This window comes from Marinobacter sp. VGCF2001 (assembly GCF_049943275.1).
Classification (GTDB): domain Bacteria; phylum Pseudomonadota; class Gammaproteobacteria; order Pseudomonadales; family Oleiphilaceae; genus Marinobacter.
The window spans coordinates 1-13,062 of the sequence record NZ_JBNFVX010000015.1 but is presented as its reverse complement, the minus strand read 5'-3'; the positions used below and the strand labels follow the sequence as shown (position 1 = coordinate 13,062).

The window sequence follows — 13,062 nt, the reverse complement described above, 5'->3', positions numbered from 1 at the left end:
TTACGCCTCCTCCCCGGCCGGTTGATATTGCCCGACCTCACCGGCCACCGATTCAACGGCGGCGACAATGCGCGGATAAGTGCCGCAGCGGCACAGATTACCGGTCATGGCGGTAACAATCTGTTCGCGGTCAGGGGAAGGGTTGTTGGCAAGCAAATGCGCCGCCGTCATGATCTGGCCAGACTGACAGTAGCCGCACTGGGGCACACCCTGTTCAATCCAGGCTTTCTGCAATGGATGCAGCTCACCGTCTGCGGAGAGTCCCTCAATGGTGGTAATGTCCGCTCCGTCCGCCATTTCCACCGGTGTCGAGCACGACCGTGCCGGCTGGCCATCAAGGTGAACCGTGCAAGCACCACAAAGACCCGCGCCACAACCGAACTTGGTTCCTTTCAGGCCAAGTTCGTCTCGCAACACCCAAAGCAGGGGGGTGTCAGCCTCTACGTCAAGCGTGTGCTGATGTCCGTTCACCGTGAACTTGAAAGCCATGCAGTGCTCCTTGTCGATTTATTATTGTGGCCAGGTTTTCGCAGACGGCCGCCAGGTCCTTACTTGACGACCTCTTTGCCGTCTTTATTCACCCAGATCTTTCGCTCACCGGTCTCCAGCTTGCCATTGGAGTCCCATACTTCCCGATTCTCAGTTGCTCTCTCTACCTTGCCATTGTCGTTCCAGATCACCCGGTCTTTACAGCCGGCCAGCACCAGAACAGACATCAAAGTCACAAGTATCAACCTCATTGCCATTCTCCCGATTCCAGGGTTTCGTGTTCGCAGGTAAAACAGACGAGCCATCATCTGGCTCCATGAATCTCCCGATTATGCTGTTTTTCGCGATCATTTTTCCTGACCATTACGTAAACCGCGCCGGTACCACCGTGGTGTTTCTTTGCCGAATGAAACGCCAGGACGCTTTCCAGCTCCGGCAGCCATTTGGCCAGATAGCTCTTGAGCTGGGCGATACCGTCGGGGTTTCGCTCACCTTTGCCATGCAGAATAATGACCGAGCGCAAACCGTAATGTACGCAATCATTAATAAAGCTGAAAACTTCCCGACGTGCTTCCTCTACCGTCATCCGGTGCAAATCCAGCCTCGCCTCGATCGGATACTGTCCCAGGCGCAGCTTGCGGAAGACGCCGTGCTGAATTCCCGGGCGCTGCCAACTGAGAATATCGTGCGCCGTCAAAGGCTCTACCATATCCGAGGTTAACGGGTTTCGATCCCGCACGGTCTTTTCTACGGCTGCTTTCTGGCGCTCCAGATGCCCTGGCGTCAATTCTTTCGGAACCGATACTTCTGCCCGGTTCGGCTTGCGTATCCGCTGCACGTCTTTCATTTCTTCCAGAAAGGCGAGGCGTTCATCTTTACTGGTCATGGCACTTGCTGATTCCGGGTGAACACGGTTGAGAACTCTATCACCGCTCCGATCCCCCATAAAGGAAGCTCTGCGACGAAAATCGTAGATCCCTGCGCACTTCCGCTAAACTACACTAAGGCGCACAATAATAATGGTACGACAGCCACCACATTCTGGCTCCCGAGGTTACAGATCGCGATATGGCCGCATCACACCAGGACACCGCACGCCCCCAGAACATTCGGGCCATTATGTCATTCCTGAGGGAACATGCCCCGTTTTCCAATATGAATGACAACCATCTGGCCCACTTTGCTGAACATGCCACTCTGAGGTTCTTTGCCGACGGAGACGAGATACTGTCTCCACAAGATGGCGTTGTAAAACGGTTCCACGTGGTTAAACAGGGCCGCATCCGGGGTGAACGCCACAACGAAAAAGAGGATCGGATTGAAACGACCTTCGAGATCAGCCAGGGAGAATGCTTTCCACTGGCCGCGCTGATAGGAGAGCGCCCGACGCAGACTCTGCATCGGGCAGCCGGAGACACCTTCTGTCTGAGCATTGAGCAAGATGCGTTCGTGAACCTGTTCTCCGAAAGCGAACCCTTTCGCGATTTCTGCCTGCGCGGCGTAAGCAGCCTGCTGGACCAGGTAAACCAGCGCATTCAATCCAACGCTATGGCGTCCATCGGTTCAAGCAACAGTCTTGACACCCCGCTGGAGCGTTACGCACTGCGCAATCCCATTGTCTGCTCCCCTGACCTGCCGGTGCGCAAAGCCGTTGCGCGGATGCATGAAAATAACGTTGGCAGCATCATCATCACCGACGACAATCGCCACCCTGTCGGCATTTTTACCCTCCGAGACCTTCGCATGATGATCGCCGAGGAAAAAGGCCCCCTCGACACACCGATCCGCCAGATAATGACCGGAGATCCGTGCCGCCTTCCTGCCACATCAGATGCGTTCGAGGCAGCGATGTTGATGGCAGAACATCATTTTGCTCATCTGTGCGTGGTAGATGAGGACGACCGCCTAATTGGCGTGGTCTCGGAGCGGGATCTGTTCGCTCTGCAGCGGGTGGACCTGGTAAACCTGGCCAGAACCATTGGCACCGCCACCCACCTGCGCACGCTGGTCAGCCTTCGTTCCGATGTCTCCCGTCTGGTTGACGCCATGCTCGCCCATGGCGCGGACTCCGGCCAGGTGGTCAAGATCATTACCACATTGAACGACGTGACGGTGCGGCGCGTTCTGGAGCTCAACCTGAAAAAGCATGACCCCGGCATCCCCTTCACCTGGCTGACGTTCGGCAGTGAGGGGCGTCAGGAGCAAACGCTGCTGACCGATCAGGATAACGGCATTCTGTTTGAGACCCCGGAGGGCATGACCGAGGACGAGGTGCGGGAGAAACTCCTGCCCTTCGCGCGTAAAGTAAACGACGAGTTGGCAGAATGCGGTTTCACCCTGTGCAAAGGCAATATCATGGCCAGCAACCCCAAGCTTTGCCTGAGCGACCGGGAGTGGGACGACTGGTTTGTCCGCTTCATTAACGCGTCGACCCCGCAGAACCTGGTGTATTCCTCGATTTTTCTCGATATGAGGGCTGTTTTTGGCCCCAGAGAATCCCTGCATCGCCTTCTGGAAAAGGTGCTTGAGCGCATCCGGAAAAACGCGCTGTTTCAGAAAATGCTGGCCGGAAACGCACTACAGCGGAAACCGCCCCTGACCATATTCCGTAACTTCCGCTATCTGAAGGATGAGAAAAAGCACACGCTGGACCTCAAACGCCAGGGCCTGGCGCCCTTCGTGGAATCGGTTCGGGTACTGGCGCTGGCCCACGGCGTGGAAACGGCTAACACGCTGGAGCGCATTGATGCCCTGGCCAAAAAAGAGGTTGTGGACGCGAAGGACGCCAACGCCTGGAAAGAAGCCTACAGCCTGATCCAGGCGATCCGTATGCGTGCCCATCAGGATATGCTCGACCGGGGCGAGGAGTTGACCAACTACATTGACCCGGACGACCTGAACCCACTGGACCGGCGGATACTCCGCGAGTCCTTCCGTCAGGCCCAGCGACTTCAGCAAAAGCTTGAAGTCGCCTATCAACTCTAGCTCTGCGACCAGACCATGCTGGAATACATCAAACAATGGTTAGCCCACCGGCGGAACAGCAACTCGGTAAATCTCGACACAGAGAATCTGCCGAGCCCGAAATCTCCCGGAGATCAATTAGTGAGCCGGAGCAGGCTCATTGTTCTTGACCTTGAGACAACGGGCCTGAATTTCTCCAAAGACGAAGTCATTGCCATTGGAGCAGTGGCCATTGAGAACGGTGTCATCCACCTCAACGACCAGTTTGACCTGATTCTGAGGCGGCCAGAGCTGGATATCCGTGAAACGGTACTGATCCACGGGATAGGGCCAGAGGCCCTGACCCAGGGGCACGAAACCGAGGACGCCCTTCTGCACCTGCTTGAATGGATGAATGGCGATCCCATCCTCGCCTACCACTCTGCCTTCGATCAGAGATTTCTCGAAAAGACGCTTAAGAATCAGATTGGTTACACCCGGTCACATCTCTGGATGGATGTGGCCGAGATGATGCCGGCCTTTTTCCCGAAAGCCGCGGTCAAGGGGCGCGGTCTGGACGACTGGGCCGACGCTTTCGGCCTGGAAAACAGTGAACGGCATCACGCTGCAGCCGATGCGATGCTAACCGCCGAATTGACGTTAATCGCAATCAACCAGGCCTCTAAAACCAACGTCAAAACTATCAAAGAAGTTACCGAAAAACTTCGCTATCAGCGCCGCTTGCAGAAAATGCACCGCTTCTAGGCGAGTGCGCCTCCTACCGACAGGTTTTCAACAAAACCATGGCAAGTTACTGAGAGTTAGACCATTTGCCAATATCCTTAAATCCATTGACAGGTAAAGTCAAAGAGGACAACAAGTCGGAGAAGTACTACATGAATAATAAATTCTCTATCCGCAATACCTCACCAAAAAACGAATCAACCTCCAAAACAACAATACAGGAGTGATTGTATGTCAGGTCATAGCTACGACGCTGAAAATTACTGGAAGGCGAATCTACGCCTTATCTTCGGGAGCCTGATTGTCTGGGCCCTGGTTTCCTACGGCTTTGCCATACTGCTTCGCCCTATGTTGGCGGGTATTCCCGTTGGCGGGACTGATCTGGGCTTCTGGTTCGCCCAGCAGGGCTCCATCCTTACCTTCATTGCGCTGATTTTCCATTACGCATGGCGCATGAACAAAATCGACGAAAAATTCGGCGTAGATGAGGAGTAAGGGTAGATGAGTCAATTTGCAATCAACATTATGTTCGTGGGGGGCTCCTTCCTCATCTACATTGCAATCGCTGTCTGGGCCAAAGCCGGAAGCACCAGCGATTTCTATGTTGCCGGCGGTGGTATTCACCCCATTACCAACGGTGCCGCTATTGGTGCTGACTGGATGTCTGCAGCCTCCTTCATCTCGATGGCCGGTCTGATCGCCGCGGGTGGTTACGCCAACTCGACCTTTCTCATGGGCTGGACGGGGGGCTATGTCCTGCTGGCGATGCTTCTGGCCCCTTACCTGCGCAAATTCGGCAAGTTTACGGTTCCGGAATTTATCGGTGACCGGTACTACAGCGCCAACGCTCGCCTGGTCGCCGTTATCTGTCTGATTGTGGCTTCGGTTACCTACGTGATCGGCCAGATGGCCGGTGCTGGTGTGGCCTTCTCCCGCTTCCTGGAAGTAGACGCCACCATGGGCCTGATGATCGCAGCGGTCGTTGTGTTCGTGTACGCCGTTCTCGGCGGCATGAAAGGCATCACCTACACCCAGGTCGCCCAGTATTGCGTGCTGATTGTGGCCTACACCATTCCGGCTGTATTCATCTCACTGCAACTTACCGGCAACCCGATTCCGGGCCTCGGTATGTTCTCCACCCACACTGAGTCTGGCCTGCCATTGCTGCAGAAGCTGAACCAGGTCATTACCGACCTTGGTTTCAATGAATACACCGCCGACGTGGACAACAAGCTGAACATGGTTCTGTTCACGCTGTCGCTGATGATTGGTACCGCCGGCCTGCCCCACGTCATCATCCGCTTCTTCACCGTGCCCAAGGTTGCTGACGCGCGCTGGTCCGGTGGCTGGGCTCTGGTTTTCATTGCCCTGCTTTACCTGACCGCACCGGCCGTTGCCTCCATGGCCCGTCTGAATCTGATGACCACCATCTACCCGGACGGCACTCAGTCAGCCCCCATCGAATACGATGAGCGCCCGAACTGGGTCAAAGAATGGGAAGTTACGGGCCTGATTCAATTCACTGACAAGAACGAGGACGGCCGCATTCAGCTGTACAACGATGCCCCGGCTTTCGAAGAGCAGGCGCAGGCTCGTGGCTGGAACGGCAACGAACTGGACGTTAACCGTGACATCCTCGTGCTGGCCAACCCTGAAATTGCCAATCTGCCCGGCTGGGTCATCGGCCTGATCGCAGCAGGTGGTCTTGCCGCCGCTCTGTCGACGGCCGCAGGTCTGCTGCTGGCCATATCGTCGGCAGTGAGTCACGACCTGATCAAGGGCCGCTTCAACCCCGGCATCAGCGACAAGGGCGAATTGTTGGCGGCGCGGATTTCCATGGCTGTGGCAATTGTCGTCGCCACCTATCTGGGTGCGAATCCGCCAGGGTTTGCGGCTCAGGTGGTGGCTCTGGCCTTCGGTATCGCTGGCGCCTCCCTCTTCCCGGCACTGATGATGGGCATCTTCTCCAAGCGTGTTAACAACGTCGGCGCGACCCTGGGGATGCTCTCCGGCCTGATTTTCACACTGGTTTACATCTTTGTGTACAAAGGCTGGCTGTTCATCCCGGGCACCAACAACCTTGCAGATACTCCAGAGAACTGGGTGCTTGGCATCTCTCCGCTTTCCATCGGTGCAATTGGTGCCGTGGTTAACTTTGCGGTAGCCTTCACAGTATCCAAGGTGACCGCTGAGCCGCCCGTTGAAATTCAGGAACTGGTCGAAAGCGTCCGCTATCCACGCGGTGCCGGAACTGCCCAGGATCACTGAATCGACAGACAATCTGATTCATTGAACTCGATGGCAGATTGACACCGAACGGGCTTCCTCACCGAGGAAGCCCGTTCTTTTTTGAGGAAATCTCTGTATGTTCTGGACGTTTATTGCCACCGTTTTTTGCGGCCTTGGTGCCGCCGGCATTGCTCTGGCTATTCGCGCGGCCACCGCCAAGAAGGCCCCGAAGTGGCTGATCCCGGTCTTTGCCGGCGCTGGTATGCTGGGTTATCTGATCTATGGTGAATATACCTGGTACGAACACAAACGCGCCCTCCTTCCCGAGGAAGCCGTTGTGGTAGCAACCGAAAAAGAACGGATCTTCTTTCGGCCCTGGACCTTTGCCTTTCCCTACGTGACATCTTTTTCGGCCGTGGATCAGCAAAGCATCAGTCGGGATACCGATGACAGAGACATCGTTCGATTCACTCTGTACCGTTTCGAGCAAACGGTCACCGATGCCGTGTCTCATCGCATCCATCTGATGAACTGTGGAAGCCGGGAACTGGTACCCATTGGATCGAACGGTGTTCCCAGGGTGGACAACATGAAAGTGCTTGAAACCAACGATCGCCTGTATACCACTGTTTGCAGAACCTGATGCCAATGGAGCGGATACCCGGAACCCATGATTAGTGTTTGGCTGCTTGTCCTCATTTCGATCACTTACATTTCACTTCTGTTCCTGATCGCGTGGGCAGGTGACCGGCACCCCGGGCTCTATAAACGCCGACTCGCCAGAACCCATATCTACGGGCTATCCCTGGCGGTCTATTTCACATCGTGGACCTTTTACGGCGCGGTCGGGCGTGCGACCCAGGAAGGGCTTGCCTTTCTCCCCATCTATCTGGGGCCGTTGCTGGTATTTCTGTTTTTTGCGCCACTGCTCAGGCGAATCATCTACATCAGCAAACGGAACAACAGCACATCGATCGCCGATTTCATTGCCTCGCGCTATGGCAAATCACAGGTCCTGGCTGCCATGGTGGCTTTGTTTGCGCTGATCGGCAGCGTTCCTTATATCGCACTGCAGCTCAAAGCCATTGCCCTGGGATTCAACGTGCTCTCAGGCACCAGCGGCAGCTACCAGGAAATGAGCACCGCCGCCTGGAACGATTCGGCCTGGTACATAACGCTTGCACTGGCGGTGTTTACCGTTCTGTTTGGTACCCGGCATCTGGAATCCACCGAACATCATCGCGGCATGATTCAGGCCGTCGCTTTTGAATCTTTGATCAAGCTGATTGCCTTTGTCGCGGTGGGGCTCTTCGTCGGCTGGGGGCTTTATGACGGGTTTGGCGATCTCTTTACCCGGGTCCGTGAAGCCGACCTCATAGGCACGCTTACAACAGACGCACTGGAGGCCCCGGCGTTTTTCACGCAGACACTGGTTGCCATGCTGGCGATCATTTGTCTGCCCCGACAGTTCCACGTCATGGTGGTCGAAAACACTGACCACCGGGACTTCGAGATCGCGCGCTGGGCCATGCCCATTTATCTCATCATCGCGAGCGCCTTCGTCATTCCCATCGCCGCCGCCGGATTGCTCGATAGCCATCTGATCAGCAGTGACCCTGATATTGTCATTCTCCAGCTGCCCATCCAGGCCGGTGAGCACTGGTTGGCCGTATTGGCGTTCCTGGGCGGCGGTTCTGCGGCAGCTGCCATGGTGATCGTCTGCTCCGTGGCCATTGCCACCATGGTCAGCAATGAAATCATCATGCCCGGGCTTCTGCGGTTTTTCCGTCCGGGCATGAATCGGCGTGCCGACCTCAGCTTTCTCCTGCTCACCATCCGGCGTGCAGCTATTTTCGTCGTGCTGCTGACGTCTTACGGCTTTTACCGAATGGCCGGCGAGGACTACAGCCTGACTGCATTCGGTCTGCTTTCCTTCGCCGCCGCAGCGCAATTCGGCCCGGCCCTGGTGGGAGGCATTCTGTGGCGCCAGGGCAATTTTACCGGTGCGGCCTGGGGCCTGGGTCTCGGCTTCCTGATGTGGTGCTACACCCTGTTGCTGCCCGCCCTGGTGTCCACCGGATGGAACGCTGACACGCTCATTCATCAGGGTCTGTTCGGTTGGAGCTGGACTCGCCCCACTGCTTTGTTCGGTTCGGAGCTGGATCAGACCAGCCACGGCATCCTCTGGAGCCTCGGCGTCAATACCGGCGCCTACATTTTGCTTTCTCTGATCACCCGACAACGAATTCGCGAGAAAATCCAGATTGCCGCGTTCTTCCACGATGCCCAGCCGAAAGCCGAGAACGCCCAGCATCAGAGCTGGCAGGGCGAAATTCTCACCTCAGACCTGCAGGCACTGGCCGATCGTTTCATGGGTGAAGAACGTTCCGAGAGCATTTTCCGGAATTACGAGCGACGCAACGCCATCCGGCTCTACCCCCAGCGCCCGGCTTCCACCCATCTGATGAAATATATTGAGCGGCAGCTCGCCTCCGTCATCGGCGCCTCGACAGCGAGGGTGGTTCTGGAATCCACGCTCACCGGCCGGGATATGCAGATCGAAGATGTCGTCAGCATTGTCGATGAGGCCTCTCAGGCCATGACCTTCAGCCGGGAACTACTGCAGTCGGCCATCGAGAACATCAGCCTGGGGGTCTCTGTTGTCAATCACCAGCAACAATTGGTGGTCTGGAATCATCGCTATCTGGAATTGTTCAACTACCCCAAGGGCTTTGTGAGAGTCGGTAGGCCAGTTGAAGACCTGATGCGCTACAACCTTACGAATGCCAATCTTTCGGCCCGACGTATCGACGACATCATCGAGAATCGCTGCGACAGTATGCGCGACGGAAAACCCATGTCCTATGAGCGCCAGCGCCCAGACGGCATCGTGGTGCGGGTAGATGGCAGCCCGATTCCCGGTGGTGGCTACGTCACCACCTTCCAGGACATCACCCCTATGCGCCGGACCGAACAGGCGCTGAAAGAGACCAACATTTACCTGGAACAACGGGTTCGGGAACGTACCCAGGAGCTGCAGGTCATCAATGAACAGATGCTCAAGGCCAAATCTGTAGCCGAACAGGCCAACCAGAGCAAGACCCGTTTTCTCGCCTCGGCAAGCCACGACCTGCTGCAACCGCTGAACGCCGCCCGGCTATTCACTTCGGCATTGTCGGGTAAAGTTCGTGAGGGAAAAACCCGGGATCTCGTTGATCATATCGACAGCTCCCTGGGCGCTGCCGAAGAAATCATCAGTACACTGCTGGACATATCAAAGCTGGATGCCGGGGCGCTGGAGCCTGATATCGGTGTTTTCCCGGTCAACGATCTGCTGCGGCATCTGGCCACAGAGTTTTCTGCTATCGCCAAGGATCAGGGCTTGGAGCTACACGTTGTGCCCAGCACCGCCTGGGTGCGCTCCGACTCAAAACTGCTGCGCCGGGTCGTCCAGAATTTTCTCTCGAATGCGATCCGCTACACCGTTGACGGTAAGATTCTGATGGGCTGCCGGCGTTTGAAAGGCTACCTCAGAATCGAGGTATGGGACACCGGCCCCGGTATGTCCGAGGAACAGCTCAATCATGTGTTCGAAGAATTCAGACGATTCCAGCACGGACGCGACAAAAAAGGCCTGGGCCTTGGACTGGCTATTGTCGACCGTATCAGCGGAATGCTCAATCATCCGGTTACGGTTCACTCCATCCAGGGCAAAGGCAGCGTCTTCGGCATTACAGTACCGGCCGCACCCGCAGATCAGAGCAGGCTGGAGGCACAAAAGCATGGCAACAGTTCCCGGCGCGTGGCCAGCCTCGGAGGCTTGCACGTGCTGTGCATCGACAACGATGCCGCCATTCTTCAAGGTATGGTGGCCTTACTGGGGAACTGGCAATGTGATGTAACGGCTGCCGAGAGTCTGGATGATGCCCTGACCAAACTTTCCGGGCGCCAGCCGGACATCATCCTGGCAGATTACCAGCTTGATGATAACCGGAACGGCCTGGATGCCATGGACAACATACGAGAGCACCTGGGGGATGAAACACCCGGCATCCTGATTACCGGCTACATGGCACCGGAAGTGCGGGAAGACGCAGGCAATCGCGGCTATCAGGTGCTATACAAACCAGTGAAGCCAGCAGCACTGCGCGCACTGGTGAACAAACTCCTTAAACGGAAGCGGCCATGAAACCCTCCGACAGAAAAGACGCAGTCAATCCGTTTGGCAAACTTACGTTTCTTGTTGTCGACGATTTTGAGAATTTCCGACTCTCAATGCGGCAAATGCTTAGAAGTTGTGGCGCCGAAAAGATCGAACTCGTGGCGAATGCAACGCCGGCAATACAGTACTGCACGTACAATCATGTGGACGTTGTTCTGTGCGACTACAATCTCGGCGATGGTAAAAACGGCCAGCATATTCTGGAGGAGCTCCGGCATAAAAAATTGCTCAAGCGCTCTTCGCTGTTTCTGATGGTAACAGCAGAGACATCCAAGGAAATGGTTATGGGTGCCAGAGAGTACCAACCGGATGCCTACCTGACCAAACCAATCAATCGGGCGATGCTCGATCAACGCCTGGGAAATCTCATCAGGCAGCGCAATGCATTGCTTCCCATCACCCGAGAAATCGACCGCGAAAATTATCCCGAAGCCATCAGCCTTTGCCTGCAAACCCTGCCTACGCAACCCCGCTATAAAACCTGGCTAATGAAGACGCTCGGAGAGCTGTACTTCCTCGTGGGAGACCTGGCCCATGCCCAGAAAGTCTACGATGAGGTGCTCAGCCAGAGAGAGCTCTCATGGGCTCGTCTTGGCCGCTGTAAGGTATTGCTGGCGAACCGAAACTTCGACCAGGCTGTTGACGGTCTGAAAGAACTGATACAAAAGCATCCAGACTACATGGAAGCCTACGATTTGCAGGCTGAGGGCCTGGAAAAACAGGGGCGTCCTGCTCAGGCACAGCACATACTCGAAAAAGCGGCAGAACACTCTCCCAATGCCCTGCTCCGCCAGAAACACCTGGCCGAACTGGCAGGAACCAACCAGGATATCGATACCGCCTCCCAGGCCTGGAGACAAACCGTCTCGCTGGGCACCTATTCGATCCACGACAATGCAGAGCATTATCTGTCTCTCGCCCAGAGCCTGTCGGACCTGAGCGAAAACAATCCCGACGAGGAAGCGGTCGAGCGCTCCGCTGAGGCGCTGTCGGTGCTCACAAAGATGGAGAAACGCTTTGCCGATGACGAAGCCATCGGCTTAAAAAGTCGCATTGTCCAATGTCGGCTTCATGCCGGGCAGGGTCGTCATCGTGAAGCGGAAAAACTGCTGGTTTCTGTCAGCGCAGACATCGAAGCCATGGAGGCCTTGCCCCCGGATATGGGGCTGGACTTCGCCAAGACCCTGTTCCGACTGAATAAAGCGGACCAGGCCCGGCAAATCCTCGCTGATCTCGCTGCGCGCTTTGATGACGATACCGACACCCTGCAGAAGATCGAAAACCTCCTGGATGAACCTGTCGGATTCCGGCAAAAACTGGAAGCGCGCGGCATGAACCGCGATGGCATCAAAGCATTTGAAGCTGGCGACCTTGAGGCCGCCGTGGATGCCTTCAACAAAGCCTTGTCGATCGTGCCCGACCATGCAGCCCTGAACCTGAACCTCGTGCAGGTGTTGATGAAGCAATATGCCCAGAACCGGAACCCGGTGCTACTGGCCAACTGCCAACAATGCCTGGATCGCCTGAGCAAACTACCAGAACAACATCGACAACATCGTCGTTACGTAGCACTGTCGCGTAAACTGAAAGGACTAACCGCATGACCGACCCGAACATCGACTTTTCGATGGTTTTGGCTTCTGCCGTTCACGACATGAAAAACTCCCTCGGAATGCTCCTGAACAGCCTTGATGAACTTCGGGGTGAGCATGAACAAACGCTCGCGGGCTCGGAAAAGTTCAATATGCTCCAATATGAAGCCGAACGTATGCATAACGACCTTGTTCAGTTGCTCGGCATATACCGTCTGGGCGAGAACAACCTTTCCGCGCATATTGATGAGCATTTTGTGCCGGACTTTCTTGAAGAGCACCTGGCCAGGCACATTCCATTACTGGACGGGCTGGGCCTTGATTATTCGATAGTGTCTGATGACATCAATGGTTTCTTCGACGGCGACCTGTTAACCGGGGTTCTTAATAACACCATTAACAATGCGATTCGTTATACGAAGAGTAAAATACGGTTGACCGCGCGTGAAGCTGACGGTTATTTGATCCTGGGCGTGGAGGATGACGGTCAGGGCTATCCCGAGAGTATGCAGCATACCGGCAACCTAAGCTTCAAATCACTGGATTTTAAAAGCGGCAGCACCAGCCTGGGTCTCTTCTTCGCTTCCTCGGTTGCTCAAATGCATAACGATGGTGACAAAACCGGGTGCATCAAACTGCAGAACGGCGGGAGTTTGGGGGGTGGCGTTTTTGAAATATGGTTACCCTGATCCAGACTGATAACCGCATAGAACCCCGGCAGCTATCGCTACCGGGTTTTTTTCGTTTAGGGTAGCCAGAAATGAAAAAACCCCAGCATCGAAGATGCTGGGGTTTTTGGTATTAAGCGCCTGACGATGACCTACTCTCACATGGGCAACGCCA

11 protein-coding genes are annotated in these 13,062 nt (G+C 55.6%); 8 read left to right on the top strand and 3 right to left on the bottom strand.

Going from position 1 to position 13,062, the window contains the following annotated elements; translation table 11 throughout:
- The 3 genes from ACP2AU_RS13390 to smrA are packed head-to-tail and all read right to left on the bottom strand — an operon-like array spanning position 1 to position 1,375.
- Positions 1-489 carry a (2Fe-2S)-binding protein gene (locus ACP2AU_RS13390; RefSeq protein WP_426376708.1) on the bottom strand — a complete coding sequence of 163 codons (489 nt, stop codon included), beginning with the start codon at positions 487-489 and terminating at the stop codon, positions 1-3.
- 59 nt (positions 490-548) lie between these two features.
- The gene (locus ACP2AU_RS13385) at positions 549-740 is read right to left on the bottom strand and encodes a hypothetical protein (RefSeq protein WP_426376707.1); all 192 of its coding nucleotides are present in this window, start codon (positions 738-740) and stop codon (positions 549-551) included.
- Positions 741-793: 53 nt separating this feature from the next.
- Positions 794-1,375, bottom strand: coding sequence for a DNA endonuclease SmrA (smrA, locus tag ACP2AU_RS13380; protein ID WP_426376706.1), 582 nt, complete (start codon positions 1,373-1,375; stop codon positions 794-796).
- Between the two features lie 182 nt (positions 1,376-1,557).
- Here smrA and ACP2AU_RS13375 point away from each other — a divergent pair, with 182 nt between their 5' ends.
- From ACP2AU_RS13375 to ACP2AU_RS13340, 8 genes are all read left to right on the top strand, one after another.
- Positions 1,558-3,474, top strand: coding sequence for a putative nucleotidyltransferase substrate binding domain-containing protein (locus ACP2AU_RS13375; RefSeq protein ID WP_426376705.1), 1,917 nt, complete (start codon positions 1,558-1,560; stop codon positions 3,472-3,474).
- 15 nt (positions 3,475-3,489) lie between these two features.
- Entirely contained in the window at positions 3,490-4,197 is a 708-nt protein-coding gene (locus tag ACP2AU_RS13370) for a 3'-5' exonuclease (protein ID WP_426376704.1), read from the top strand.
- Between the two features lie 210 nt (positions 4,198-4,407).
- The gene (locus ACP2AU_RS13365) at positions 4,408-4,671 is read left to right on the top strand and encodes a DUF4212 domain-containing protein (protein ID WP_426376703.1); all 264 of its coding nucleotides are present in this window, start codon (positions 4,408-4,410) and stop codon (positions 4,669-4,671) included.
- A 6-nt stretch (positions 4,672-4,677) separates the two neighbouring features.
- Entirely contained in the window at positions 4,678-6,444 is a 1,767-nt protein-coding gene (locus ACP2AU_RS13360; protein ID WP_426376702.1) for a sodium:solute symporter family protein, read from the top strand.
- A gap of 97 nt (positions 6,445-6,541) precedes the next feature.
- Positions 6,542-7,048 (top strand): hypothetical protein, encoded by a 507-nt coding sequence (locus tag ACP2AU_RS13355; RefSeq protein WP_426376701.1) that lies wholly within the window; start codon positions 6,542-6,544, stop codon positions 7,046-7,048.
- A gap of 27 nt (positions 7,049-7,075) precedes the next feature.
- Complete coding sequence (locus ACP2AU_RS13350; RefSeq protein ID WP_426376700.1) at positions 7,076-10,594, top strand: PAS domain-containing hybrid sensor histidine kinase/response regulator; 3,519 nt, start codon at positions 7,076-7,078, stop codon at positions 10,592-10,594.
- Positions 10,591-12,231 (top strand): response regulator, encoded by a 1,641-nt coding sequence (locus tag ACP2AU_RS13345; RefSeq protein WP_426376699.1) that lies wholly within the window; start codon positions 10,591-10,593, stop codon positions 12,229-12,231. The genes ACP2AU_RS13350 and ACP2AU_RS13345 overlap by 4 nt, the downstream gene beginning before the upstream one ends.
- Positions 12,228-12,908 carry a sensor histidine kinase gene (locus ACP2AU_RS13340; RefSeq protein ID WP_426376698.1) on the top strand — a complete coding sequence of 227 codons (681 nt, stop codon included), beginning with the start codon at positions 12,228-12,230 and terminating at the stop codon, positions 12,906-12,908. The genes ACP2AU_RS13345 and ACP2AU_RS13340 overlap by 4 nt, the downstream gene beginning before the upstream one ends.
- The last annotated feature ends 154 nt before the right edge of the window (positions 12,909-13,062 follow it).